22 protein-coding genes are annotated in these 26,243 nt (G+C 36.8%); 18 read left to right on the forward strand and 4 right to left on the reverse strand.

The features are described 5' to 3' along the window. Positions 1 to 136 precede the first annotated feature (136 nt). Complete coding sequence (locus APRE_RS02050) at positions 137 to 715, reverse strand: xanthine phosphoribosyltransferase (protein ID WP_015777342.1); 579 nt, start codon at positions 713 to 715, stop codon at positions 137 to 139. A 135-nt stretch (positions 716 to 850) separates the two neighbouring features. Between APRE_RS02050 and APRE_RS02055 the strand changes: the two genes are divergently transcribed. From APRE_RS02055 to APRE_RS02105, 11 genes are all read left to right on the forward strand, one after another. Further along, positions 851 to 1,540, forward strand: coding sequence for a DeoR/GlpR family DNA-binding transcription regulator (locus APRE_RS02055; RefSeq protein ID WP_015777343.1), 690 nt, complete (start codon positions 851 to 853; stop codon positions 1,538 to 1,540). Next, positions 1,537 to 2,445: a 1-phosphofructokinase gene (pfkB, locus tag APRE_RS02060; protein ID WP_015777344.1), complete on the forward strand. Its 909-nt coding sequence runs from the start codon at positions 1,537 to 1,539 to the stop codon at positions 2,443 to 2,445. The genes APRE_RS02055 and pfkB overlap by 4 nt, the downstream gene beginning before the upstream one ends. Next, positions 2,435 to 4,297, forward strand: coding sequence for a PTS fructose transporter subunit IIABC (locus APRE_RS02065; RefSeq protein ID WP_015777345.1), 1,863 nt, complete (start codon positions 2,435 to 2,437; stop codon positions 4,295 to 4,297). The genes pfkB and APRE_RS02065 overlap by 11 nt, the downstream gene beginning before the upstream one ends. Positions 4,298 to 4,520: 223 nt before the next feature. After that, complete coding sequence (locus tag APRE_RS02070) at positions 4,521 to 5,459, forward strand: alpha/beta hydrolase (RefSeq protein WP_015777346.1); 939 nt, start codon at positions 4,521 to 4,523, stop codon at positions 5,457 to 5,459. Between the two features lie 69 nt (positions 5,460 to 5,528). After that, complete coding sequence (locus APRE_RS02075) at positions 5,529 to 6,803, forward strand: M18 family aminopeptidase (protein WP_015777347.1); 1,275 nt, start codon at positions 5,529 to 5,531, stop codon at positions 6,801 to 6,803. Then, complete coding sequence (locus APRE_RS02080) at positions 6,804 to 7,100, forward strand: MTH1187 family thiamine-binding protein (protein WP_015777348.1); 297 nt, start codon at positions 6,804 to 6,806, stop codon at positions 7,098 to 7,100. It abuts the gene before it with no gap. 230 nt (positions 7,101 to 7,330) lie between these two features. Then, a complete protein-coding gene (locus APRE_RS02085) occupies positions 7,331 to 8,842 on the forward strand; it encodes an ABC transporter substrate-binding protein (RefSeq protein ID WP_015777349.1) in 1,512 nt (503 codons plus the stop codon). Then, the gene (locus tag APRE_RS02090; RefSeq protein ID WP_015777350.1) at positions 8,835 to 9,782 is read left to right on the forward strand and encodes an ABC transporter permease; all 948 of its coding nucleotides are present in this window, start codon (positions 8,835 to 8,837) and stop codon (positions 9,780 to 9,782) included. Before APRE_RS02085 ends, APRE_RS02090 begins: the two co-directional genes overlap by 8 nt. Continuing rightward, complete coding sequence (locus APRE_RS02095) at positions 9,779 to 10,597, forward strand: ABC transporter permease (RefSeq protein WP_015777351.1); 819 nt, start codon at positions 9,779 to 9,781, stop codon at positions 10,595 to 10,597. Before APRE_RS02090 ends, APRE_RS02095 begins: the two co-directional genes overlap by 4 nt. Beyond that, positions 10,594 to 11,565: an ABC transporter ATP-binding protein gene (locus APRE_RS02100; protein WP_015777352.1), complete on the forward strand. Its 972-nt coding sequence runs from the start codon at positions 10,594 to 10,596 to the stop codon at positions 11,563 to 11,565. Before APRE_RS02095 ends, APRE_RS02100 begins: the two co-directional genes overlap by 4 nt. After that, on the forward strand, positions 11,558 to 12,331 hold the full coding sequence (locus APRE_RS02105) for an ABC transporter ATP-binding protein (protein WP_015777353.1): 774 nt from the start codon (positions 11,558 to 11,560) through the stop codon (positions 12,329 to 12,331). Before APRE_RS02100 ends, APRE_RS02105 begins: the two co-directional genes overlap by 8 nt. A gap of 120 nt (positions 12,332 to 12,451) precedes the next feature. Here APRE_RS02105 and APRE_RS02110 read toward each other — a convergent pair whose 3' ends face one another. Beyond that, entirely contained in the window at positions 12,452 to 12,946 is a 495-nt protein-coding gene (locus APRE_RS02110) for a tryptophan transporter (protein ID WP_015777354.1), read from the reverse strand. A gap of 294 nt (positions 12,947 to 13,240) precedes the next feature. Further along, positions 13,241 to 14,554 (reverse strand): NCS2 family permease, encoded by a 1,314-nt coding sequence (locus APRE_RS02115; RefSeq protein WP_015777355.1) that lies wholly within the window; start codon positions 14,552 to 14,554, stop codon positions 13,241 to 13,243. A 113-nt stretch (positions 14,555 to 14,667) separates the two neighbouring features. Between APRE_RS02115 and APRE_RS02120 the strand changes: the two genes are divergently transcribed. The 5 genes from APRE_RS02120 (at position 14,668) to APRE_RS02140 (ending at position 23,533) form a co-directional block, all read left to right on the forward strand. Further along, on the forward strand, positions 14,668 to 15,912 hold the full coding sequence (locus tag APRE_RS02120; protein ID WP_015777356.1) for a hemolysin family protein: 1,245 nt from the start codon (positions 14,668 to 14,670) through the stop codon (positions 15,910 to 15,912). Between the two features lie 10 nt (positions 15,913 to 15,922). Further along, on the forward strand, positions 15,923 to 17,575 hold the full coding sequence (locus APRE_RS02125) for a putative manganese-dependent inorganic diphosphatase (RefSeq protein WP_015777357.1): 1,653 nt from the start codon (positions 15,923 to 15,925) through the stop codon (positions 17,573 to 17,575). Between the two features lie 56 nt (positions 17,576 to 17,631). Continuing rightward, complete coding sequence (locus APRE_RS02130) at positions 17,632 to 18,147, forward strand: NUDIX hydrolase (protein WP_015777358.1); 516 nt, start codon at positions 17,632 to 17,634, stop codon at positions 18,145 to 18,147. Between the two features lie 81 nt (positions 18,148 to 18,228). Continuing rightward, entirely contained in the window at positions 18,229 to 19,458 is a 1,230-nt protein-coding gene (locus APRE_RS02135) for a dicarboxylate/amino acid:cation symporter (RefSeq protein WP_015777359.1), read from the forward strand. Between the two features lie 130 nt (positions 19,459 to 19,588). Further along, positions 19,589 to 23,533, forward strand: coding sequence for a coiled-coil domain-containing protein (locus APRE_RS02140; RefSeq protein WP_015777360.1), 3,945 nt, complete (start codon positions 19,589 to 19,591; stop codon positions 23,531 to 23,533). Between the two features lie 50 nt (positions 23,534 to 23,583). Here the strand turns inward: APRE_RS02140 and APRE_RS02145 are convergent, their stop codons facing one another. Then, positions 23,584 to 23,811, reverse strand: a complete 228-nt coding sequence (locus tag APRE_RS02145) for a DUF1858 domain-containing protein (protein ID WP_015777361.1) — start codon at positions 23,809 to 23,811, stop codon at positions 23,584 to 23,586. A 101-nt stretch (positions 23,812 to 23,912) separates the two neighbouring features. On the opposite strand from APRE_RS02145, the gene APRE_RS02150 reads away from it, so the two are divergent. Together APRE_RS02150 and htpG are read left to right on the forward strand one after the other, a co-directional pair. Beyond that, entirely contained in the window at positions 23,913 to 24,257 is a 345-nt protein-coding gene (locus APRE_RS02150) for a hypothetical protein (protein WP_015777362.1), read from the forward strand. 131 nt (positions 24,258 to 24,388) lie between these two features. Next, positions 24,389 to 26,242, forward strand: coding sequence for a molecular chaperone HtpG (htpG, locus tag APRE_RS02155; RefSeq protein WP_015777363.1), 1,854 nt, complete (start codon positions 24,389 to 24,391; stop codon positions 26,240 to 26,242). The last annotated feature ends 1 nt before the right edge of the window (position 26,243 follow it).

Consider the following 26,243-nt stretch of genomic DNA (forward strand, 5'->3'; position numbering starts at 1 on the left):
CATTATCGTTATAAGAACCTCCACGGAAATTTTGCCTCCATCAGCCGGCAGGCACCACTGAAAATTTCCTAAGAGAACCTTCTAACGATGGTACGATGATTATTCATAGTTTTGCAACAACCCTTTTTAGCTTATTTTATTCTTCGACAAAAGTAATCTTTCCGTCTTCTAGTTTTGCAATTCTTGCTAGGGAGTATACTTCTAGTCCCATTTCGTTTTCGATTACGCTACGTCCATCAGAAAAGGACTTTTCTATTACTATACCAAAGCCTACTGGGTTGGCCCCTGCTTGTCTTACTAGAGCAACCATGCCCTTGGCTGCTTGACCGTTTGCCAAGAAGTCGTCTATCATGAGGACATTTTCGTCTTCTTTGATGAAGTTTTTGGAAACTATAAGCTCATTTGTAACTTGTTTGGTGAAGGAGTATACGCTTGAATGATAAACATTATCTCCTGTTGTAAGGGATTGTTGCTTTCTTGCGAATACACACTTTACTCCAAGCTCTAGGGCTGTAGCAAGGGCTGGGGCGATACCTGATGATTCTACTGTTAGAACCTTATCTATATTTTTATCTTTGAAATATTCAGCAAATTCCTTGCCCATTTGTTGGATAAGCTTACAGTCGATTTGTTGGTTGAGGAAGGAGTCTACCTTTAGGATATTTGGTCCAATTACGATTCCTTCTTCTAATATTTTTTCTTCAAGTTCTTTCATGTTTACTCCTTATGTAGAATTTATACGCTTTTAATAATTATAGTGTTTTTAAAAAATTAGTCAAATTCAGATAAGATAGAAGGATTTTGAAGGAATATGATTGATTTTGAATGAAAATGATGATATAATATTTGCATGATAGTAGAAGAAAGACTCGATATGATATTGGATGTGCTTTTTAAGGAAAAAAAGATATCCAACAGATATTTGACTAAGAAGCTACATGTCAGTGAGTCAACCCTAAGACGCGACCTCGATATCTTGGAGGAAGCTGGAAAGATAAGGAGGGTCCACGGGGGAGCTGTACTAAATATAAAGACAGATGAGAGAAGTTTCACTGATAATGAGCAAAGCATGTTAGAAGAGAAAAAATCTATAGGAAGGAAGGCTTCTAAGTTAATCCCTGACAAGAGTTTGGTTTTCTTAGATGCGGGATCTACAACAAATATGATGATCGACTTTTTGGAGGCTAAGGAAGTAAGGATTGTGACAAATGGCCTAATGCATGTTACAAAACTAATGGAGCGAGGAATCGATACGATAATTATCGGAGGTAGGCTTAAGGCAAGAACCAGGGTCACTACTGGGGTAATTGCTATGAATGAGCTTTGCGATTTTAATTTCGACCTAGCCTTTATCGGTGCAAATGGCTTTGATGAGGAGTATTTTTATACTGCTGATATCAATGAGGCTCTGATAAAGAGAAAGTCGATTGAGCTTTCCAACAAGGCCTATATCCTAGCAGATTCTTCCAAAGAACACGAAGTATATCATGCGAAGATTATTGGAAGGAATGATGTTGAACTAATTGAGGAGGACAGATGATTTATACATTAACAACGAATCCATCAATAGATTATATAATGAGGATAGATGAATTTACCCACGGAGCGACCCTTCGCAGCAAGGCGAGTGAGATGTATCCAGGTGGTAAGGGAATCATGGTCTCAAAGCTACTTAAAAATCTGGGAGATGATCCGGTAAATATTGGCTTTCTAGGTGGCTTTACTGGAGATTTCATAAAAAATGAGCTAGAAAAGCTAGGAATTAAGGAAAGCTTTACAGAGATTAAGGGAGATTCGAGGATTAATGTCAAGCTAAAATACCAAGACGAGACAGAAATAAATGCCGAAGGACCTCATATAGACGAGGATGAAGTAGAGAATTTTTTTGCTAGTCTTAAGGAGGTTAAAGAAGATGACTTCCTAGTAATCTCAGGCTCCTTACCAAAAAGTCTAGATAAAGACTTCTATAAGGAAGTAATAAGAAGGATTTCTTGTAAGTTTACTATAGACATAGCAAACAAGGAAGTCCTAGATTATCTAAAATATAAGCCAGTCCTTGTAAAACCAAACAAAGAAGAGCTGGGAAGGATATTTGAAACTAAGATAGAAACAGATGAAGAAATAATATCTTACGCTAAGAAGCTAATCGAACTTGGAGCAGAAAATGTAATCGTATCTCTAGGCGGAGAGGGATCTATCTTTGTAGATAAGGATAGGGTCCTTAAGGCGAGCCCAATCGAAGGCAAGCTTGTAAATTCTGTAGGAGCAGGAGACTCCATGGTAGGAGGATTTGTATATGGACTAAGCCATGACTTATCTAAGAAGGATGCCTACAAGCTTGCGGTAGCATGTGGGACAGCGACAGCCTTTAGCCCTGATATAGGAAGTAAGGAAAAAATTGATGAAATTTTAGAAAAAGTGGAGGTAAAGGAAAGTGGAAATTAGAGATTTACTCAAGCCTGAACTGATGATATTTGACCTTCAGGCAAATGACAAGATGAGTGCAATTGAAGAAATAGCCTCAAAGTTTTTCGAAAAAGGTTATGTAAAAGATAAAGAAGACTTCAAAAATGGACTTATAGCAAGAGAAGAAGAAGGATCAACTGCCCTAGGTGAGTCAGTAGCCATCCCTCACACCAAAAACGAAACTGTTAAGGAACCTGCAGTTTTATTTGCAAGAAAAGTAGGAGGACTTGACTATGAAGCCTTAGACGGAGAGCCAACAGAAATATTTTTCGCCATAGGAGCACCAGCGGGAGAAAACAACCTCCATGTAGAAACCCTAGCCGAGCTTTCAAAAATGATTATGAAAGAAGGCTTCATCGATGATCTTAAGAAATGTTCTAGCGAAGAAGAAGTCTACGGAGTAATCGACAAATACTCAGAGAAAAAGAAGGCCCCAGTAGTTGAAGAAACTACAAATAGCGATATCAAATTACTAGCAGTAACAGCTTGTCCAAACGGTATAGCCCACACCTACATGGCCCAAGAAGCCCTAGAAAAGGCAGCCAAAAAGGCAGGGGTTTCAATCAAGGTCGAGACAAATGGGTCTGATGGAATAAAAAATAGACTAACAGCCAAGGAAATCGAAGAAGCTGATGCTATAATCATTGCAGCAGATAAGAAAGTCGAAACAAATAGGTTCGATGGCAAAAGACTTATCCAAAGACCAGTATCTGACGGAATCAGAAAAAGTGATGAACTAATCGAAAAGGCCATCAAGGGCGAAGGAAGAATCTTTACCGCAGAAGAAGGAGCAAGTAAGGGAAGTGATGACGATGGCGAAGGTCAAAGCTTCTGGCAAAAGATTTACGGAGACCTAATGAATGGAATTAGCCACATGCTACCATTTGTAATCGGTGGTGGAATCCTCATGGCAATCTCCTTCCTAGTAGAAAGATTCGCAGGAGATGAATCCCTTGCCTTCACTTTCCTAAATGGTCTTGGAGGGGATGCCTTTAGCTTCCTAATACCAATCCTTGCAGGCTTTATTGCCATGTCAATTGGAGATAGACCAGCCCTAATGCCTGGTATGGTTGCAGGACTTATGGCAAGCCGTGGAGCAGGCTTTATCGGTGGACTAATCGGAGGTTTCCTTGCAGGTTATGTAGTTAATTTACTAAAGAAAGCCTTCAGAAATCTTCCAAAATCAGTCGAAGGCCTAAAGCCAATGCTAATCTATCCAGTATTTGGTCTTTTAATCGTTGGAGCCTTGATGTTCTTTATCATAGACCCAATATTTACTGGAATCAATACCTTCATTAACAACTGGTTAATGAGCCTATCTGGAGCTAATATGCTTCTTCTAGGAGCAATCCTTGCAGGCATGATGGCAATAGATATGGGTGGTCCTATCAACAAGGCAGCTTACGCCTTCGCAATCGGAGCCTTCACAGATACAGGAATAGGAACCTTTATGGCAGCTGTAATGGTTGGAGGAATGGTTCCACCAATTGCAATAGCAATAGCAACAACATTTTTCAAAGATAAATTTACAGAAGATCAAAAGAAGACTACAATTACCAACTACATCTTGGGTCTAAGCTTTATAACAGAAGGAGCAATTCCTTTCGCAGCTGCGGAACCAACTAAGGTAATCCCAGCTAGTGTTATAGGATCAGCTATAGCAGGAGCAATAGTTGGAGGCTTTAACATATCAGCCCCAGCCCCACACGGAGGAATCTTCGTATTGCCAGCTATGTCAAGCCTAAGCCAAGCCCTAATCTTTGTAGGATCTGTATTAGTAGGTGCAATAGTTGGTGGTCTAATCTACGGATTTATCAAAAAGAAAGATTAATAAATATAATCAAAGAAAAAAGAAGTTTTCTATTAGAGAAAGCTTCTTTTTTAGTGGATATTAATTGAAATTTGAAAGATAATTAAAAAGGATAGAAAAAAGAAATATCAATCTTTTATACAAATTAAAGCTATTGTAAAAACTATGTAAAATTTTTTTCTCTATATTCTAATCTAGGTCAATATATCTTATAATATATATAAGAACTATTTGGGAGGCTTTTATGAGGAGAAAACTTAAGATTGGTCTTGGTGTCTTTGTAGCTATAATCATAATTCTTTTTGTCGCTTTTTCTATCTTTATCGGCAAGGCTACCTTTGATGGGATGACTGAAAATGTAAGTAGGGAAGTGACTAATAAGGAGCTTATTTCTTATAAAGAAGATTACGATGACTTTGCTGAAGGAAAAGATAGCAAAGAAATTAAGATAAAATCAAGCGAAGATGGACATGAAATTCCTGCTATTTTTATCAAAAATCCTAAAGCTAAGGGGATTTGTATCATGGTTCACGGTATGGGAGGGACTAAGTATTCTCTCTATCCTCAAGGTCAGATTTTCTATGACTTAGGATTTTCTCTTTTATTCTATGATCAGAGAAATTCTGGGGAGAATCTCGCTCCTTACAATACCTATGGGGTCCTTGAATCCTTTGATTGTTTGGATGCGATTGCTTACATAAAAAAGGAATATCCAGATGAGAAGATTATCCTTTACGGCGAATCCTATGGAGGAGCGACTAGTCTTATTGCTGCTAGTAGGGATAGTTCAAATATTGACTACCTAATCTTAGACTGCCCTCTTGGAGATAGTAGAGAAATGGTAGATGATGTTCTAGCGAAAGTCGAAGAAAAGGAGAAGATTCCTCAAAGTTTCATGAGTTTTTTGGGAAACTCCTTCCTAAAGATGAAATTAGGGCTTGGCCTAGAAGATATAGACTCTACTAAGTGGGCAAGACAGGCAGATATCTCAAGCCCTGTTCTTGTAATTAATTCAAAGGCTGATACTATGACCCCTTACCATATGGGTAGGGAGGTATATGAGTCTATAAACTCAAGCAAGAAAGAAATCTATACAGGAGAAGACTTCGGCCACTGTGAGTTTTCAAAGATTGATCCCGAAGGCTTTAAGAATCTTATAGGAACTTTCCTAGATAAATATTAAAATCATCACAATCACCAAGCTTATCTTATTTCAAAATGAAGGAAGGATATTTTTGGGTATGATATAAGTATGAATAGTTTAGAATTTATAAAAGATTTAATAAAATTTATTGATGATAGTCCAGTTTCCTATTATGCAGTAGAAAATGCTCGTAAGATTTTAAAGGAAAATGGATACACAGAACTTTTTGAAAATGAAAAGTGGGATATCAAAGCAAAGGGCAAATATTTTGTAGTTCGTGACGGAACTGCTCTTTTTGCCATAAATCTCGGAGAAGATTTAAGAGATGGTTTTGATATAATTGGTTCCCACACAGAAAGCCCGACTTTTAAAGTAAAATCCAATCCAGAAATGGCAGAAAATGGATATCTCAAGCTAAATGTTGAAGTGTATGGAGGGATGATTTATTCGACATGGCTTGATAGGACTTTATCACTTGCGGGAAAAGTTGTATATGAAAAAGAAGGCAAGCTAGTGTCTAGTCTGATAAATATAGATAAAGACCTACTAACAATACCAAATGCTGCAATTCATATGAATAGGACTGTAAACAAGGACTTTGCTTACAATCCTCAGGACAATTTGTATCCTATCATTACTACTATAAAAGATAAGGCTCAAAAGGATGGATACATTCAAAAAATTATAGGAGAAGAGCTAGGAATTGACCCAAAAGCCATAATAGATTATGATTTGTCCTTGTACGATAGACAAAAAGGAACAATTATAAATGACATGTATCAAATAGGTAGGATTGACAACCTTGGATCTGTCCATGCCTCTCTTATGGCCTTTGTAAATTCCGATTCTACAAAGACAAATGCCTTAATCTTAAATGATAACGAGGAGATTGGTTCAAGGACAAGGACAGGGGCCTTCTCACCATTTTTAGGAGATTGCCTAAAAAGATTTACCCTTTTAAGTGGGGGAAATGAGGAAGATTATCAAATAGCAATTGAAAACTCATTTTTGATAAGTGCCGACCAAGCCCACGCAATCCACCCAAACTTCAAAGGATTTTCTGATCCAACCAATGAAGTAAGGATGAATGAGGGACTTGTGATAAAAATTGCTGCAAATGGTGCCTATAGTACAAATATTTCTAGCAAGGCAAGAATTATTAAAATTGCAAGAGACTTAGGATTAAAGCTTCAAACTTTCCACAATAGAAACGACAAACAAGGTGGTTCTACTATTGGTCCTATAGCCTCAGCAAATTTGGGTATAAGAAGTATAGATGTCGGTGAGCCAATCCTTGCCATGCATTCCATAAGAGAGCTTGGAGGAATAGAGGATCATATGGACGCCTATAAGATTTACAAGAGATTTTACGAGGAGGACTAAATGGCAGTAGTAGAAGTATGCCTAATACCAATAGGAACAAAAGAAACATCAGTAAGCAAGTACGTAGCAGAAGCTGAGAAAATCCTTATGGCAGAAGGGGTAAAATATAAACTAAACCCTATGGGAACAGTAATAGAGGCAGATGCTGACAAGGCGTTAGAAGTTATAAGAAAAATGCAAGAATCTGTCTTTGACAAGGGGGCAGATAGGGTGTATTCTGTCATCAAAATGGACGATAGAAGAGATAAGAAGGCTTCTATGGAGCAAAAAATCAAGTCAGTAGAGGATAAACTATAAAGGAGTGGGCCTATAGCGGTCCATTCTTTTTTTGGAAAAAATCTTGTTAGAAAATTAACTATTTGTTACAATAGTAGTAAATAATGTTGGATAGGTGCTGGTAAAATTTTTCTAATTAAATGTACAATTCTAGGTGGAAATTATAGCTTTAGATCGATAAATTTTACTTAGATTAGCTCATATGATTATAAAGAGGGCTTTGCCAACACAGTAAAATTCTAGGAGGAATTATGAAAAAGAGAAACATATTCGTAAGCCTTGCCCTAGCAGGTCTACTGCTAACTTCTTGCGGCAATCAGGATAAGAAGGAAAATACCAAAACTAGCGATGCGCCACTTAAGGTAGCCATGTATACTGAAATCGATTCGCTCGATCCTTTCAATGCTACAGCAGGAGATACCAAGACAATCATGGATCAAGTATTTGATGGACTCTTCGATGTGGATGAAGATGGAAATCTAGTTCCTGACCTTTGTGAATCTTACGAGATAAGTGAAGATGGCCTTACTTATGATTTCAAATTAAAAGAAGGGGTCAAATTCCACAATGATAAGGACTTTACTGCAGATGATGTCTACTACACTTATGATATCCTAGCAGGACTAACAAGTGGAGAGCCAAAGTCTTCTAAGTTTGCCCAAATAGAATCAATGGAAGTAGCCTCTCCTACAGAAATTAAAATCAAATTAAAGGAAAAATCTAATTCCTTTATCTATCTAAATACTCAACCAATAGTTCAAAAAGACTATGAAGACAATCAGACAAAGCCAATAGGAACTGGTCCTTTCGAGTTTGTTTCCTACACACCAGGTGAGGGCATGAAGCTAAAAAGATTTGACGACTATCACAGAAAAGACCATATTGCGAAGTTTGCTGACGTAGAGATTCTAAGAATTGCCGACAGACAAACCCTAATCATGGCCCTAAACAACAAGGACGTTGACCTTGCTACAGGACTTACTAATGATGAGCTAAGCCAAATAGAAGAAACTTGCGATATCCATTCCTTCCCACAAAACTTAGTTCAAGTCCTAGGTCTTAATAACGATGTTAAGCCTTTCGATGATATGAAGGTAAGACAAGCTATTGCTTACGCAATCGATAAGGATGAAATCATAAACACAGCGGCAGGTGGCAGGGCAAGTAAGCTAGTATCAAACTTCTCCCCAGCCCTTAAAGAATATTACAATGATATGGAAGAAAAATACCCTTACAATCCGGAAAAGGCCAAGGAACTTTTAAAAGAAGCAGGCCTTGAGGACGGATTTTCTGTAAAACTAACTGTGCCAAGTGATTACAAATATCATATGGACACAGCAGAGCTAATCCAAGCCCAACTAGGTAAGGTAGGAATTGATGTAACACTTGATCCAATCGAGTTTTCTACTTGGCTAAGCAAGGTATACAAGGATAAGGACTATGAGGCTACAGTTTCAGGCTTTGTAGGTTATGTTGATCCAATCAGAGTAATCGATAGATATGTATCAACTAATGACAAAAACTTCATCAACTACAAGTCAGAAGGTTATGACGAGGCTATAAAGGCAGCCCAAAGTGCAGATAATAAGGAAGATATAATCCAAAATGTAAAAGATGCCCAAGAATTTATGGCAGAAGATGCAGGATCAGTCTTCCTAACAGACCCTGACAACAACCAAGCCCTAAACAAGGACCTCACAGGACTTAAGTCCTATCCAGTACAAAAGATAAATCTAGAGGATATAGAAAAGAAAAATGACTAAAGCAATTGTAAAAAAGCTCTTGTCTATAATATTGACTTTGTTCTTTGTATCTGTCCTAATATTTCTAGTATTTCAAATAATTCCAGGTAATCCTGCCGAAATAATACTAGGGACAGAGGCAGATCCAGCCCAAATAAAGGCTCTCGAAAGGGAGCTTGGGCTTGATAAGTCAATGTTTCAAAGATATATATCTTGGATAGGAGGGCTTTTGAGATTAGATATGGGAGAAAGCCTTAAATATAGGATGCCTGTAAGCACACTCTTTCTAAGAAAGCTACCAGTAACCCTAACCTTAACCCTTTACTCCCTAATCCTATCTATAATAATAGCAATCCCACTTTCAATTCAAATCACCTTGAAGTCTGATAAGTGGTATTCATCAATCATAACGGCCATAACCCAGCTTGGTATTTCTATACCTTCATTTTGGTTGGCCTTTTTGCTAATTTATGTATTTGCAGTTAAGCTTGATATATTCGATACCCTTTCCTACAATGCCATGGCGGGAGGATTCTTACAAAGACTTAAGAGCTTCTTTCTTCCTTCCCTTGCCATAGCCATACCTAATATTTCTACCATAATTAGGTATATGCAGGCCGCAATCTTAGATGAAATCAACAAGGACTATGTAAGGACAGCGAGGATGAAGGGGATGACCCTTAAGGAAATCTTATACAAACACGTCCTAAAAAACGCCCTAATTCCTGTAATTACAGTAATAGGAATGAGTCTTACATCAAGTGTTGGAGGCTCTTTAATTATAGAAAATGTTTTCGCCCTACCGGGGATTGGCTCTTTGATAGTAGCATCTATCTCATCGAGAGACTTTCCTTTGATCCAGTCAGTTGTAATAGCTGTGGCCTTCTTGGTAATTTTCATAAATTTCATCATAGACATAGCCTACGGCCTAATTGACCCAAGAATAAGAGGTGGAAAATGATAAAGAATAACAAAATAGCAATTAATATAGGAAAATTTATCATAGGCTTCTATTTTATAGTCTTTCTTGTATCCATATTTTGGACTCCCTATAATCCAAATGCTATCGAGACTAGCCAGAAACTTTTATCTCCAAGCCTCGCCCATCCCTTTGGGACTGATAATATGGGCAGAGATATCCTATCAAGACTTATGGAAGGAAGTAAGTACGCCATAGTTCTTTCCTTTGGGACGGTAGGCCTTGCCCTAATCTTAGGTTCTATTATAGGAGCTTGTGCAGGTTATTTTGGAGGAAGGGTTGACGAGATCCTCATGCGTTTTATAGATTCCCTTATGGCCTTTCCGGGAATACTTTTTGCCATGATGCTGGTATCTGTCTTTGGTTCAGGCCTAATTAATACAATTTTTGCTATAGGAATCATGTCTATTCCTTATTTTGCAAGAGTTGTAAGAAGTGGATTCCTCCAAGTTAAAAACGCCCAGTTCGTAAAATCAGCTGTAGTAAAGGGAGCAGGACCTGTTTATATAGCGATAAATCATATCATGCCTAATATCAAAAACCAAGTCATGGTTGCCATAGTCCTTTCTATCTCCCAAGCCATCCTTGCAGAAAGTGGCTTATCCTACCTAGGTCTTGGAGTTAGGCCACCAGATCCTTCTTGGGGAAGGATGCTAAAGGAGAGTCAAATTTACTTTAACCAGGCCCCTTATTATTTTATAGCGACAGGAATTTGTCTAAGCCTCTTGGTTTTAGGCTTTACCCTCTATGGAGAGAAGTTTAGAAATGAAAGATTAAAGGAGAAGGCAGGAAGATGAAATTATTAGAAGTAAAAGACCTTACGGTAGCCTTCCCCACAGAAAATGGGGATAAGAACGCAGTAAATCACCTATCCTTTGATCTACATGAAAATGACTTCGTGGGTCTTGTAGGAGAAAGTGGCTGCGGCAAGACCGTAGCTACCCAAACCATCCTAGGGATCCAGCCCCAAGCGGCAATCGTTAAGTCAGGCTCAGTTAAGCTAAGGGACATAGAAGTTTTGGGCCTAAGTGATAAAGAGTGGAAGAAGTACAGATCACGTAATATAGCCACAGTCTTTCAAGAACCTGGCTCTGCCCTAAATCCCTTGATGAAGGTTGGTAAGCAAATCGAAGAAGTCTTAAAAATCCACTATGATTTTGATAAGGAAAAAAGAAAGAAACTTGTCCTAGAAACTATGGAAAAATGTGGGCTTAAAGATGTAGAAAGCCTCTATAATAAGTATCCCCACGAGCTTTCTGGAGGAATGCAACAAAGGATAATAATAGCTATGAGCCTTATAGCAAATCCCAATGTTCTTATAGCAGATGAGCCGACTACAGCCCTTGATGCCAAGGTCCAAGCCCAGATTATAGATCTCTTTAAAGAAATTTCTATGATTTACAAGGGAGCTATAGTTTTTATTAGCCATGACCTTAACTTAATAGAGCGAATCTCAAAGACTGTTATGATAATGTATGCGGGAAGGATTGTCGAAAGAGGGAAGACAAGCGATGTAGTAGCAAATCCCCTCCATCCTTATACGAAAGCCCTCCTAAAGGCTGTGCCAAACTTTAGAAAAAGAGGAGAGAAGCTATACAATATCAAAGGCCATGTGCCTGACCTAAAAAACAGGCCTAACACAGGTTGTCCTTTCGCCGACAGATGTGACCATGTTATGGATATATGTAGGGAAAGCTTCCCAGAAACTACGAGAGAGAAGGACCGCGAGGTAAACTGCCATCTCTATGGAGGAAATAATGGATGAGATTTTAAGAATTGATCATATTACAAAAATCTTCAAGGATTCCTCCCTGCTTTTTAGAAAAAAAGATAAAGTCGCCCTAGATGATGTAACTTTTGCTGTGAAGAAGGGCGAAATCTTTGGTCTTGTAGGAGAAAGCGGATCTGGTAAGACGACCCTATCAAATATTATCCTAAGGCTAGTCAAGGAAACTAGTGGGACTATTTACTTTAAGGATAAGGATATTAGTAAATTCACCAAGGAAGAGCTCAAAGACTATAGGAAAAATGTCCAAGTGGTCTTCCAAAATCCTTACCAAGCCCTTAATCCCAAAAAGACTATAGGATTTTCCCTAAGAGAAATCCTTAAAATCCACGACCTCTATGAGGACGGAGGAGAGGAGAAGATAAGGGAAATACTTGAAGAAATCGAGATGGAAGTTGACGTCCTAGACTATCTTCCTAGTAAGCTTTCTGGAGGACAGAAACAGAGGATTGCCATAGCTGCAGCCCTTCTTATAGATCCTGAATTTCTTATAATAGATGAGGGAGTAAGCGCACTTGATGTAAGTATCCAGGCCCAAATCCTAAATCTTATCAAAGAACTTCAAGAAATACACCAATTTACTACATTTTTCATATCCCACGACCTTAATGTAATAGCATATCTATCAGATAGGATAGGGGTCCTCTACAATGGGAAATTGGTAGATCTCTTCAAGACAGAAGATATAGGAAAAGAAGAAAGGGCAGATTATACCAAGGAGCTTTTTAAGTCTATTAGAATTTAAGATAAGTAAAAACTATTCTATGAAAATAAGATAAATTTAATATTCTAGCTTTTTTAGAGATAAATAAGCAAAACAAAACGAGGTCTTAGGGATTTGTTTCTTAGGGCCTCGTTATTCTCTTCAAATCATTTTTTCTATTTTCTTGTAAGCATTCATAAGTATCAATCCAAAAATCGAATTAACTACCATAGCTACGAGAACTACTGGAAGGGATGGGAGAAATAGATTCATTTGTTTAGTAATCCCTAAGGCTAGAAGCAAAAATAATACTCCACTTACTAGGGTGCCGAAGGCGTAGATAAAGATTATTTGATATTTGTTTAAATCTTTGCCAAATTTTTGAATTAAAATAAATATCACAATAGCAACTATAATTTTCTCTATAAAATTTGGTATTTGTCCGCCTGGAAAGCTTGTTGTAAGAGCGCTCATTATCCCACCCGCTACTCCAATAAGGATAGCCTCCTTGATATCACCTGCTATGATAAGGGATATAAACATCATGGACAAGAGAAAGTCAGGTTTTACTCCTCCAAAGATTGGTGGAACCAAAAAGTGCATCACAAGTCCAAGTGCCATAAATATTGCCGATATAGTTAAGTTTCTAGTTTTCATAATTTCCTCCTAATAAAAAAAGCCCGCTCCATATAGGAGCGAGCATAGGCCCACGGTGCCATCCTTCTTGCCTTACTAAGGCGCTTTAGATACATACATATCCTATCCCTGTAAGGTGGGAAGACCCGCCGGCTACTAGATTCACCATTGATCTGATAGATCCATTCACAAGTTAAAATCCAGAAATTCTCATCAACCATTTCCTTTCTGTAGGTCTTTTAATCTTCTTACTACTTCTATCTACGATTATTATTGTTATAATTATAAATCCATTTGAAACTTTTGTCAAGTATTTTAGAAAAGTGGCAATAGATATCTTAGGATAAATACTATAGAAAGTACATAAACTAGTGGTGATACTTCCTTGCCCTTTCCTGTTAGAAGCTTAATTAGTGCATAAGAGATCATTCCAAATGATATACCTTCAGCTATAGAATAAGTTAGTGGCATCATTAAGATTGTCATGAAGGCTGGGAAGGCTTCTGATATATCTGAGAAGTCTATATCCACAACTGTTGTAATCATGAATAGTCCCACTGTAACTAAGGCTGCTGCTGTAGCTGAAGCTGGTATTATTGAAAATACTGGAAAGAAGAAGGCTGCTATTACGAAGCATGCTGCTGTAGCAAGGGCTGTAAGACCTGTTCTTCCACCTTCTGCAACTCCTGATGATGATTCAACGAAAGTTGTTACTGTACTTGTTCCAACCATAGAACCTAGTGTAGTTCCTATAGCATCTGATAAAAGTGCCTTTTTAATCTCTGGTAAGTTTCCATTCTCATCGAGCATATCTGCCTTAGTAGCAACTCCTGTAAGTGTTCCTAGAGTGTCGAAAATATCGACAAAGAGGAAGGAGAAGAGTACTGAGAACATTTCAAGTGAGAATACATTTGAAAAGTCTAGCTTAAAAAATACTGGTTCAATTGTTGGAGGTAGACTTACTATATGAGAGTCAGGAAAGTGGGTTACGCCGAGGATTAGTGAGAGAATTGTAGATACTAAGATTCCCCATAACAAGGCTCCCTTAACATTTCTTGCTGTAAGAACTACCATTATGATAAGTGCAAAGAAAAAGATAAATCCATTTGCATTAGTTAACTCTCCAAGAGATAGTGAGATTTCGCCAACCTTTAGGATTCCTGCATTTAGTAGACCGATTTCTGCGATAAATAAACCGATACCTACTGACACTGCCTTTTTGAGATTGATAGGAATTGAGTTAAAGATAGCTTCTCTGAGACCTACGAAAGATAAAAGTAAGAATATGATACCTTCTAAAAATACTGCTGTAAGTGCAAATTGCCAAGTTTTTCCCATTTGCATAACAACTGTGTAGGTAAAGAAAGCATTAAGCCCCATACCAGCTGACATACCAAATGGAAGATTTGCATAAAAAGCCATAAATAGCATTGCTACCACGCTTGCGATGATAGTGCCTGTAAAAACTGCCCCGTAATCCATGCCGGATTCTGATAGAATCTGAGGATTTACTGCTAGAATATATGACATGGTCATAAATGTAGTAATACCTGCCATTATTTCTGTTCTAGTGTCTGTACCATGCTTTTTTAGTTTAAAAGCTTTTTCGAAAAATGAATTTTCTGCCATTTTTTCCTCCCTTATTTATGATACACATTTATTATATACTTAAATCTTATAAATTCATATCTTTCCCTTTTAATTTAATAAAATCTAGCTTATAATATAAGAAGGAGGACGTTTTGACGACTATCAATATAATTCAGCTGATTCTCATAATTATGGGAGTAATGTTTTCGGCATTTTTCTCCTCATCAGAAACAGCCCTTACAAGTATTAATACATTTAAAATCAGACAAATGGAAAAAAACGGAGTTAAAAACTCCCATATACTTAAAAAATTAGTAGATAATATCACCAAGGTACTTACTACCATCCTTATTGGGAATAATATAGTAAATATTGTAACGACTACCATAGCGACCATATTTTTTACAGATGTTTTCGGTCCTAAGGGTGCTGTGATTTCACCTATAATTTTAACAATAGTTGTACTGATTTTTGGAGAAGTAACTCCCAAAAATATAGCTACATCAAACCCGGAAAGATTATCCCTAAAGGTTGCTAAGCCTATTAGGTTTTTAAATATAATACTTACTCCCTTATCCTTTATCCTAGGTCTTATTACAAATTCAATTGGAAAACTTTTTATAAGCGATAGCACGGATAATGATAGGGTAACAGAAGAAGACTTAAAGACTATAGTTGATGTGTCAGAAGAGCAGGGAGTAATCAATAACGAAGAAAGTGAAATGATAAATAACGTCTTCGAATTCGGTAACTCCGACGTTTCAGATATCATGACAGCAAGGACCAATATGGAAGCTATACCAGTAGACCTTCCTATTGATGAACTGAAGGCCTTTCTTAAAAGCTCCAACCATTCTAGAATTCCAGTTTACGGGAGAAATATAGACAATGTCCTAGGAATCCTACATATGAAAGATTTAGTCAGTCATATGGTTCAGGAAAATGACATAAAGTTAATCGATTGTATAAGGCCTGCCTATTATGTCTACGACAATATGCACATCTTTGACCTCTTTACTACTATGAGGGGGGAGAATCTCTCCCTTGCTATTGTAATCGATGAATACGGCGGAACAAGCGGCCTTGTAACCATAGAAGATATAGTAGAAGAGCTTGTAGGAGAGATCGATGACGAATATGATTCGGCCTATGAGACAATCTATAAGATAAATGACAAGGAATATTTGGTCAATCCTTCAATCCACTTAAATGATTTCAACGACTATTTTGATACGGATCTAGAGGAGATCAAAAACGACTCTATAGGAGGTTTTGTGATTGATAAGCTTTCTAGGATTCCTAATAAGGGGGATTCTATCAAAATTAACAATATGACTATCACAGTCCTTCAAGTCGATAGATATAAAATCGAGATGCTCAAAGTAAATTTTATATAAAGGAGTTATTATGAGAGATGTAGTTTATATCACAGGCCATAAGAATCCAGACACAGATTCTATAATGAGCGCTCTAGCCTATGCGGACCTTAAAAACAGACTCGGAGAAGTCAAGGCGATTCCAATCAGACTCGGTAAGCTCAATCCAGAAAGTAAGTTCGTCCTAGACTACTTTGGCCTAGAGCCACCAAAGCTAAAGGAATCTATCAAGCTTCAAGTCAAAGACCTCGACATAGATAAGGGAAATATCATAGACCCTTCCATTGCCATAAGGTCTGCCTGGGAAATCTTCCAAAAGGGAGATGCCAATTCTCTTTCTGTTGTCGACGCCAATGGAAAAATTGCAGGAATAGCCTCCCTATCTAACATAACCCGTGCCTATATGGACGTTTGGGATGACAAGATTTTGGGAAGGAGTAAGACTCCAATCGATAATATAATAGACGTACTTGCCGCCAAAATCATCAACTTACCAGAAAATCCAAGGGCCTATGATGGGAAGATGACTGTCTTTGCCATGAATGATGAGGATGGAGAGACTTTGGATGAAGTTTTCCTCGAAGGAGATATTATTATCTCAGGTAACAGGGACGATTATTATGAATATATCCTAAATAAGAAAATCTCCCTCCTAATCCTAACCCATGGGGCAGAGATGAATGAGGACATGGTAGAGCTTGCAAGGAAAAATGATGTCACAGTCCTATCTACCGAATATAATTCCTTCATGACAGCGAGACTTCTTCCAATGACTATTCCGGTTAGCCACGTGATGACTACAGATAATCTAATTTATTTTACTGAGGATGATAATTTAGATACAGTAAGAGATGCCATGGCTAAGTCAAGATTTAGATCATATCCAGTAGTGGACTCAACAAAAAGAGTCGTAGGATCTGTATCAAGATACCATCTTATCTCATCTGATAAGAAAAAATTGATCCTAGTAGACCACAACGAGAGAAACCAATCAATCGACGACATAGAAGAAGCAGAAATCCAAGAGATAATCGACCACCACAGGGTAGCCAATATCTTAACTACAGGGCCAGTATTCTTTAGGGCAGAGCCAGTAGGATCAACTGCAACCATAATATCCGAGATGTATCTAGAAAGTGGAATCAGACCAAGCAAGGAAATCGCAGGGATTCTTTGTGCAGCAATGATATCAGATACCCTCTTGTTTAGGTCTCCAACAACTACAGATATTGACAGGAGAATCCTAGATAGGATGAGCAAGATTGCAGACCTTAACCCAGAAGAATTTGCTGATAAGATGTTTAGGGCAGCAACTTCCTTAAAGGGAAAATCTGCAAGTGATTTGGTAGAAGGAGATGTAAAGACCTTTAATATCGGCGGAGAAGACTTCAGGGTCGGCCAAGTTATGACCATGAACCCAGAAGAGCTACTTCCAATTATGGATGAGCTAAAAGACTTGATGGATAAGAAAATCAAATCCAAAAACGAATCAACCTTCGTCCTAGTTCTTACAGATATCTTCAACGAAAGAAGTGAGCTTCTTGTAGTAGGAGAACATTTCGATTCTATAAAAGAGGAGTTTGGCGAAATCACAGACAAGGGTACCATCAACGCACCAGGTGTCCTAAGTCGTAAAAAACAAGTAATACCAAGAATAACAGCAGCTGTAATGGCTGATAGATAGAGATATCCTAGGCTTATTTTCACTAGATAGTAGGCCTAGGTTTTTTGCGAGGAAAAATGGAAATATTAGACTTATATGATGAAAATAGGATAAAGACAGGAAAGACCTACGTAAGAGGGGAGAAGATGCCTGAAAATACCTTTAGGTTAATAGTCCATCTATTGATTTTTGATGATTGTGGCAATCTTCTCATCCAGAAAAGACAAAAGACAAAGTCTATGGCAAACTTATGGGATATCACTTGTGGAGGAGCAGCAAGCACTGGTGAGACTAGCAAGGAAGCTATAGCTAGAGAGCTTAGAGAAGAGTTAGGTATTAAGTTAGATTTTACAAATATTAGGCCAATTATCACAGCCAACTTCAAATACGGCTTTGATGATTTCTATCTGGTGAGGAAAAATATTAATATTGATGAAGTAAAGCTTCAGGAAGAAGAAGTAGCTGCTTGTAAGTGGGCAAGTTTTGATGAAGTGATCGATCTTATGGAAAGGGAGAGATTTGTAAGATACAAGAAAAACTTTATTAAGCTTCTCTTTGACTTAAATTCCGATATGAGAGTAGTAGAAATCTAGGAAAATTAAGAGAAAATTCGCTCACAAATTGCAAAGTAAATATATTATGTGATATATTTATAAGAAGAAAAGGAGGAACATATGTCAGAGAAGAAAGTTAAAAAGAAATCGAAGCTTACCAGAAACATACTGATTGCACTAGTTTCGGCGATTATTCTGGGTCTTCTTTTACAAAGCAAGGCAGAGATTTTAAATGAGTATATCAAACCATTCGGTGATATATTTCTTAACCTAATCAAATTTATAGTAACACCTATCGTATTTTTCTCAATAATTGGAGGAATTGTCTCCATGAAAGATATCAAAAAGGTCGGAGAAGTCGGAATTTTTACCATAATTTATTATTTTCTTACCACATCCTGTGCCATAGTTATAGGACTTGGCTTTGCTAACATCTTTAAGAGAGTATTTCCAGTAATAGCAACTACTAACCTGGAGTTTGAAGTCGGGGAGAAAGTTTCCTTTATGGATACCCTAGTAAACATCTTTCCTAAAAATTTCCTAACACCAATGGTAGAGGCCAACATGCTCCAGATAATAGTAGGGGCAATGATAGTTGGTTTTTCCATCTTACTTATCAAAAAGGAAAGCCAAGATAAGGCCATAGGAGCAGTTGAAGTCCTAAATGATATCTTTATGAAGGCAATGGAGTTAATCCTAAGCCTATCTCCAATAGGAGTATTTTGCTTACTAGTTCCAGTAATAGCAGAAAATGGAGCAATGATTATAGGATCTCTCGCATCAGTATTGCTTGTAGCCTATCTAGCCTACGCCCTACACGGCCTTGTAGTCTACTCATTTACTATAAAGACCTTGGCTAAAATAAGTCCTATACAATTCTTCAAGGGCATGGCACCAGCTATAATGTTTGCCTTCTCATCAGCATCTTCAGTAGGAACTATTCCAATCAACATCAAATGCTGTGAAGAGCTTGGAGCAGATCATGACGTAACAAGCTTCGTCCTACCCTTAGGAGCTACCATAAACATGGACGGAACAGCAATCTATCAGGGAGTGTGCGCAGTCTTTATCGCTTCTTGTTATGGGATCGACCTAACACTTGGCCAAATGGTAAATATAGTTCTTACAGCAACACTCGCGTCCATAGGAACAGCAGGAGTTCCAGGAAGCGGAATGATAATGCTTGCCATGGTCCTTCAATCAGTAGGTCTTCCTGTAGAAGGAATCGCCCTAGTAGCAGGAATCGATAGGATATTTGACATGGGAAGAACTACCCTAAATATTACAGGAGATGCAACTGCTGCTATAATAAATACAGAAAGACTTAGAAGAAAAGGGAAAATTGCATAAATTAATTGAATCGCTGAGGCAACTTGGCGGTTCTTTTTATATATAAAATATTTGATTTTTCTTTAGGGATTTTATATAATTAAATTAACATAATACATCAATAAATTAAAGTGATTCAGGAGAGGATATTATGAATAAAAAAGATTTCACTAAAATGGCACTGATTATGGCTCTTTCAACAAGTTTATTTTCATTAAGCCCTGTAAAGGCCCATGCTGAAGGAGAAAATCTAGACAGTGGAAGTAAGGATGTAAGGCAAGAAAATAAAAGCGAAGAAGAAGAGCTTAGGGAAATTTTACAAGAAGCTAAAGAGGAACTTGATAATAGCGAAACTAGCTTAAATGATAGCGGAAATGAAAAGGCTCTTAACGATAAGGCTATAGGAGAGAAAGAATCTGATCTTAAAAATAAAGATGATCAAAAGAAGTCCCTCGAAGAAGATTTGGACAACTCTTTAGTCCAAAAGATTAAAGGCGAAGAAGACAAAATAGAAAAAGATAAGGCTGAACTTCAAAAAACAGAAGTAGAAAATAAGGAAATCAACGAAGAGCTTATCCATACAAATAATGAATCTCAAGCTTATAAAAATCAAAAAGAAGAAGATCTTGGAAAATTAGAAGAATATAAGAAGGGCTTTAGGGAAGAAGACCTAGAAGATGATAGAGAAGAAGCAAGAAAATCTGTAGAGACAGAAAAATCTGCTAAGGAAAAATTAGAAAAAACTAAGGAAGAACTCAAAACTACTGATAAAAATATCAAAGAAATTAATGATAAGAAAAAGCTAGCTCAAGAAAAGCTCCTCCAAAAAGAAGAAGAGATTGAAGGCTTGAATAAACAAATAGGAGAAAAAGAGAAATCCTTAGCAGAAAAGAAAAAAGCCCTAGAAGAGAAAGAAATTACAAGCGAAGAATATGGAAAGCTATCTCAAGAGATAGAGGATCTAAAAAAAGATGCTAGTAAAAAGCAAGATGAAATTAATAATTTAAGTAAGGAAATAGACCAAGTCCAAGAGCAAATATCTGATGCGGAAGAAAAAATTAGAAGAATAAACGAGGCTAATGGTAAAGATGAAATCATCAAGGACCTTGAAGATCAAAAGAATCAAAAACTAAAAGAGAAAACCAGTCTTGAGGAAGAAAATAAAAATCTTGATAAGGAAATTGAAGAATTATCTAATAAGGAAAAAAAATTCGATCAAAAGAAGGCGACAGATGAGCTAGAAAAGCAAAATTTAGAGCAAAATCTAACAGAAAAAGAAAAAGCTTTCAATACTAACAAGACTATGGCTGACAAAACTTCTAAGGAATTAGAGGAAAAGAAAACTGAGTTAAGTAAGGTCAAAGATAAGTTATCTAGCCCTCTTAGCGAAGAGGAAAAGGCAGAGGCTATAAAACAGTGGGAGAAGGGGTCCGTAGGATTTTTCGAGGCTAATGGATCTTACGATGCTCTTGATGTTTTTAAAAAAGAAGTTCCTTATGATAATTTCTATGATACTGGAGCAAACTCTGCTGCCTATATAGAGGCTAATAAGATCTATACTAAAGATGATTCAAGAGACCTTGACAGGATGAAAGCTTCAATTGATGCCATAGAAAAATTAAATAAAATAAGGCAGGAAAAGGGCGGCATCGATGGAAGAAAGCTTTCTATAGTAGGGATTTCAGATTTTGAAATGGCAGTGGCCCAAGCTAATGCTAACTATTCTCAAAACAGAAGTCATGCCAAACAATACAATCCTCCATTTGAGAATCTCTATTGGTCCACAAACCCATCTGTTGATGATGCACTTGAAGGCTGGTATAGCGAAGATGTCTTATTTAAGGAATTAAGAAAACGAGGCTATAAGTCAAAAAGCGAAATGACTCAAGCCTTAAATAGTGATGAAGGCTTGAGAGAAGAATTAGAGAAAGCCGGATTTGAAAATTTACAAGTTGGTCATTATACTAATATTGTAGATCATCTGATGTGGCCAGAGAAATGGTCTATGAGAGATTCCAAAGCCGCAGGCTATGCCATAAGGCCTTCAAATCTGTATAAACCTATGTATGAAGCTGAAGTTCATTCTCTAGTCTTAAACCATAGAGAGGGTCAAGAAGATAGGTCTTTGGTATATTCGGTTGAAGAATATAAGGAAAAGTTCAACAAATATTATGAGGACTTAAAGGCTAGGATGGAAGGAAAGAGAGTCATTACTGAAGAAGACGAAAAATCCCTCCAAATCCTAGAAAATGAAGTTAAAAGTCTAGAAGAAAAAGTAAAAAGCCTTAATGATAAATTGGCAACATCAATTAAAGAAGTTGAAGATGCGGAATTAGCCTTAAAGAATAAGTCTAGTGAGATACAAGGCTTGGATCAAAGTATCGAAGAATTAAAGAAAGATCTAGGAGCAAAGGAAGCTATAAAGGAAGACAATAGTAAGTCTATCGAGACTTTAGATCAAGGAATAAAGGAATTAGAAGTAAAGATAGAAGATTATAAAAAATCTGATAATAAAGATCAAGTTCCTTCTAGTGAATTAGAAAAAGCTATCAAGGAAAAGAAAAACATCTTGGAAGAAAAAGAAACAAGTCTTGCTAGCCTTAAGGAAGATCAAAAAAATATTAATCAAAAAATCCAAGATGACAATAATAAGCTAAGTTCACTTGATAAGGAAAGATTAGACCTAGAAAATTCTATAAAAGGACTAGAAGCTGAGCTTTCTGATGGAAAAGTAAAGCTAGAAGAATCAAAGAAAGACCTAGGTAAAATAAATGAGTCTTTAAAAGATTTAGATAGGGAAAGCGAAAGTCTAGCAGATCGTAAAAATCAACTAGAAACTGTCCTAGAAGAAAGTCAAGATGATTTGGATAAGAAAACTAGAGATAGGGAAGCTAAGGAAGAGAAATTAAAAAATACTCTTGAGAAAATTGAGCTTATTAACTCCTTGGAAGAAGCTATTAAAAAAGCTGATGATAAGATAAAAGCCCTAGAAGAAAGAAAAATAGAAGTATCTAACAAAAAAACACAAAATGAAGCAAAAATTAAATCTTTGGAAGAAAAGATAGAAGAAGGTAAGAAAGATCTAGAGGCTCTAAGAGAAATCAACCTCGATGATTACGACAGCTTGAAGGGAGAAGAGGACCTAAGAGAGACTTATGAAAGAATAGAAGAAATCAAGCAAGAGAAAAAGATCCTAGAGAAAACTCTGGCAGAGCTTAAGGATAAGGGCGAAGAATTATCAGAAAAGTACGATAAAGATAGAAAAGTCTACGCAGAAAAACTAGCTATTTACAAGAAAGCTAAGGAAAATTTAGAAACTTATAAGAAAAAGCACAGACCACTTCCTATAATTCCTCAACTTCCAAATAATTCAAATACTGGCAAATATGGTAAAGATGAGGAATTTACCTACGATATAGAAGCCATAAAAGAAATCTTAGAAGAAATAAAAAGAGACTTCGCATTTAATGAATTTGAGAATGGAGATAAGGATCAAAATGATAAAGAAATCAAAGGCGAAAAAGAACTAAGCTTTATGGAAAGAATCCTTAGAGATATCTATTATTACAATATCGACAGCATAGATCGCATTTCTCTAGAAAATCTTAATAGCAAGGAAGATTTCGTAGAAGCACTTCTTACAAATATAGACGATAAATCAAAACTTAGCCTTAAGATTGCAGATAGTGATTTGGATGTAGATCAGAAGTTAAGAAATGAGAAAAAGACTCTTATCAAGGATATAGAAGTTCTTATATGGGAAAATGAAGCTGAGGATAAGAATAGAGCTGATTTTGTAATTGGAGATAAGTACTTTATCTTAGAAGGAAGCCATATAAATAATGAGGAATTCTTTGAAAGACTAGATACATTGATAGATAGTATCAAAAGAGAATTAAATTACCAAGCAGAAGATTTAGATGAAAGCCTAATCAAAAAGCGTGATGAAGCGAACATTACTCTAAGGGCTAGCGAAAGCATTATTAATAACTTCCCTAATCTTAGAAAGGCTATGGGAGAAAAGCTATCCAGCCTAATCTTAAGGTCTAGGTTCCTAATTAAAAAAGCTGATTTTATCCTAAAAAATAAAAATTAAAATATTATAATATTTTAAAAAATAAATCCACCTTTCGGGGTGGATTATTTTTATTTATTCAATTCTTCAAGTAGGTAGTCGCAATCCATTCCGTGTACCATGCAAGCTTCTTCGAGGCTTTCATAGAGGGAAGATGGACATGCGATACAACCCATGCCTGCCATCAAAAGTGTGTTGATAGCTTCAGGTTTTATTTGAATTATCTCGCCTATAATCATATCACGAGTGATTTTCTTATCGCTAGTTTTATCAGTTGTTTTATTTTCTTCTAAAGCCATATAGACCTCCTTCTTGCTAGTATTATTTTACTACAAAAACAAAACGATTCAAAGTATTTTACTAGGGATTGATTTATTATATAATATATATAGGAGGAAATATGGACGAAAAGAAAAAATTATTAGAAGATATAAGCGAAGATAGGAAGAAGCTTTTTAGGATAAATGAAGAGATAGAAGGACTAGATAAGGCAGTTTCCTTTTGGAAAATTTTCCTTATTCCCTTGCTGATTTCCTTTATTATCCTTTTACCCGCAAGACAAATGGGTCTTAGTGATGGGCGAGAAATAGGGATTTTCATCATAACTTTTGCCTTAGCCTTGATTCTTCTTACGAGAAGATCTAGGAAGATAATAAGTCAAGAGAAGGAAATATTGATTGAAAAAAGAAAAGAAATCCAACATGAGATCTTCGAAAAGACTAAGAGATTAAGAGAGGATGAGTAAGAGTAAAACTAAAAAATTTCTCTAAGGCTATTTTGCTATATTAGTGATATCGGCTAGGCTTTTGGATTGAAAAATCGCAAGAGCTTAGTATAGTATTAGCAGTCAGATACAAAGAGTGCTAAGGAGGAGAAATGAAAAAAGAATTTAAAGCTGAAGCCAAAAAAGTAATGGATCTTATGATCAACTCCATCTATACAAACAAGGAAATCTTCCTAAGAGAGTTGATATCCAATGCTTCAGACGCACTAGATAAATTATATTACAAGGATTTAAAAAGCGATAATTCTACCGACAAGAGTGATTATTATATAGAACTAATTCCAAACAAGGACGAAAGAAGCCTAACTATAAGAGATACGGGAATTGGTATGAATGAGACTGATCTTACAGAAAATCTCGGAACAATTGCCAAATCTGGTACAGAAGCCTTCAGAAAATCAGTTGAGGATTCTGATATCAAGGACCTCATAGGCCAATTCGGTGTAGGATTTTACTCTGCCTTTATGGTAGCAGATAAGATCGAAGTTCTTACCAAAAAGTTCGGTGAGGATGAGGCTTATTTGTGGGAGTCAGTGAATGCAGAATCTTACGAGATTAGTAAGGCTAATAAGGAAGGTCACGGAACTGATATCAAGCTTTTCTTTAAGGAAAATACAGAAGATGACAACTATGATGACTTCCTAGATCAATACAAGATCAAAGCCTTAGTAGAGAAATATTCTAACTATATCAGATACCCAATCAAGATGCTTGTAACAAAGACAAGACAAAGCGAGGACTCTACGGAAGATGATCCAAAATATGAAGATTACAAAGACTATGATATCCTAAATTCCAACGAGCCAATTTGGAAAAAGAAAAAGAGCGACCTTAAGGATGAGGATTATATCAACTTCTACAGGGAAAGCCACTATGGTTTTGATGAGCCACTTTCCTGGGTTCACTTCGCAGTTGAAGGTCTGGTAAGCTTTAGGGCTCTCTTATATATACCAAAGAAGGCTCCATTTGACTTTTACTCCAAAGATTACAAGAAGGGACTTGAGCTATATTCCCACGGAGTTAAAATTATGGACAGGTCAGAAGACCTCCTAGATGATAGCTTCTCTTTTGTAAAGGGTGTGGTAGACAGTGACGATATTAGCCTAAATATCTCAAGAGAGACCCTCCAACAAGACAGACAAGTTAGACTTATTGCTAAGCAAATCAACAAGAAGATCAAACAAGCCCTAGAAGATTTGATGAAAAATGACAGGGAAAAATACGAGACCTTCTTTAAGGAATTTGGCAATAGCCTAAAGGTAGCAATTTATGAATCATTTGGAGCAAACAAAGCTGATCTTGAAGATCTCTTGCTCTTTAATTCAAGAAAAGAAGATAAGCTAATAAGCCTTGCCGAATACAAGGAAAATATGAAATCAACTGATGAGAATATCCTCTATGCAGTGGGAGATAGTCTAGAAAAAATCAAGAATTCTCCAGCCCTAGCTCTAGTAGATCAAGATAGGGATGTCCTTCTCTTAGATGAAAAGCTAGATGAATTCCTAATCAAGATGCTAAAAGACTACAAGGACCTTCCTTTCAAATCAATCAACCAAGAAGAAGAAAAAGAAAGTGAAGAAAAGGACGAAGCCCTTACGAAACTAGTAGATTTTGTTAAAGAAAATACCCCAGAAGATGTTGTCGATGTAAGATTTACCGACAAACTTGCTGACCTACCATCAATGATTAAGCAAAGGGGAGAAGTCTCAATCGAGATGGAAAAGACCTTGAAGGACCAACCACAAGCTATGGGCATCAAGGCAGATAAGGTCCTTGAGATAAACAAGTCCACCAAGGCCTTCGACATCCTAAAGGAAAATATGGACAAGGATGAGGATAAGGCAAAGATGATTGTAAATCTCTTATTAGATCAAGCTAGACTAATGGAAGGCCTAGAAATCGACGACCCAGTAGCCTATACCAAAAATATATGGAAATTAATTTAGG

The sequence above is a fragment of the Anaerococcus prevotii DSM 20548 genome, assembly GCF_000024105.1.
GTDB lineage: Bacteria > Bacillota > Clostridia > Tissierellales > Peptoniphilaceae > Anaerococcus > Anaerococcus prevotii.

Excerpts from the sequence above, each read along its gene's own strand:
- APRE_RS02095 (WP_015777351.1), top strand. The coding sequence starts at position 9,779 with ATGATAAAGAATAACAAAATAGCAATTAATATAGGAAAATTTATCATA.
- APRE_RS02110 (WP_015777354.1), bottom strand. The coding sequence starts at position 12,946 with ATGAAAACTAGAAACTTAACTATATCGGCAATATTTATGGCACTTGGA.
- APRE_RS02135 (WP_015777359.1), top strand. The coding sequence starts at position 18,229 with ATGTCAGAGAAGAAAGTTAAAAAGAAATCGAAGCTTACCAGAAACATA.
- APRE_RS02085 (WP_015777349.1), top strand. The coding sequence starts at position 7,331 with ATGAAAAAGAGAAACATATTCGTAAGCCTTGCCCTAGCAGGTCTACTG.
- APRE_RS02050 (WP_015777342.1), bottom strand. The coding sequence starts at position 715 with ATGAAAGAACTTGAAGAAAAAATATTAGAAGAAGGAATCGTAATTGGA.
- APRE_RS02055 (WP_015777343.1), top strand. The coding sequence starts at position 851 with ATGATAGTAGAAGAAAGACTCGATATGATATTGGATGTGCTTTTTAAG.
- pfkB (WP_015777344.1), top strand. The coding sequence starts at position 1,537 with ATGATTTATACATTAACAACGAATCCATCAATAGATTATATAATGAGG.
- APRE_RS02090 (WP_015777350.1), top strand. The coding sequence starts at position 8,835 with ATGACTAAAGCAATTGTAAAAAAGCTCTTGTCTATAATATTGACTTTG.
- APRE_RS02150 (WP_015777362.1), top strand. The coding sequence starts at position 23,913 with ATGGACGAAAAGAAAAAATTATTAGAAGATATAAGCGAAGATAGGAAG.
- APRE_RS02075 (WP_015777347.1), top strand. The coding sequence starts at position 5,529 with ATGAATAGTTTAGAATTTATAAAAGATTTAATAAAATTTATTGATGAT.
- APRE_RS02130 (WP_015777358.1), top strand. The coding sequence starts at position 17,632 with ATGGAAATATTAGACTTATATGATGAAAATAGGATAAAGACAGGAAAG.
- APRE_RS02145 (WP_015777361.1), bottom strand. The coding sequence starts at position 23,811 with ATGGCTTTAGAAGAAAATAAAACAACTGATAAAACTAGCGATAAGAAA.
- APRE_RS02115 (WP_015777355.1), bottom strand. The coding sequence starts at position 14,554 with ATGGCAGAAAATTCATTTTTCGAAAAAGCTTTTAAACTAAAAAAGCAT.
- APRE_RS02105 (WP_015777353.1), top strand. The coding sequence starts at position 11,558 with ATGGATGAGATTTTAAGAATTGATCATATTACAAAAATCTTCAAGGAT.
- APRE_RS02080 (WP_015777348.1), top strand. The coding sequence starts at position 6,804 with ATGGCAGTAGTAGAAGTATGCCTAATACCAATAGGAACAAAAGAAACA.
- APRE_RS02100 (WP_015777352.1), top strand. The coding sequence starts at position 10,594 with ATGAAATTATTAGAAGTAAAAGACCTTACGGTAGCCTTCCCCACAGAA.
- APRE_RS02140 (WP_015777360.1), top strand. The coding sequence starts at position 19,589 with ATGAATAAAAAAGATTTCACTAAAATGGCACTGATTATGGCTCTTTCA.
- htpG (WP_015777363.1), top strand. The coding sequence starts at position 24,389 with ATGAAAAAAGAATTTAAAGCTGAAGCCAAAAAAGTAATGGATCTTATG.
- APRE_RS02125 (WP_015777357.1), top strand. The coding sequence starts at position 15,923 with ATGAGAGATGTAGTTTATATCACAGGCCATAAGAATCCAGACACAGAT.
- APRE_RS02070 (WP_015777346.1), top strand. The coding sequence starts at position 4,521 with ATGAGGAGAAAACTTAAGATTGGTCTTGGTGTCTTTGTAGCTATAATC.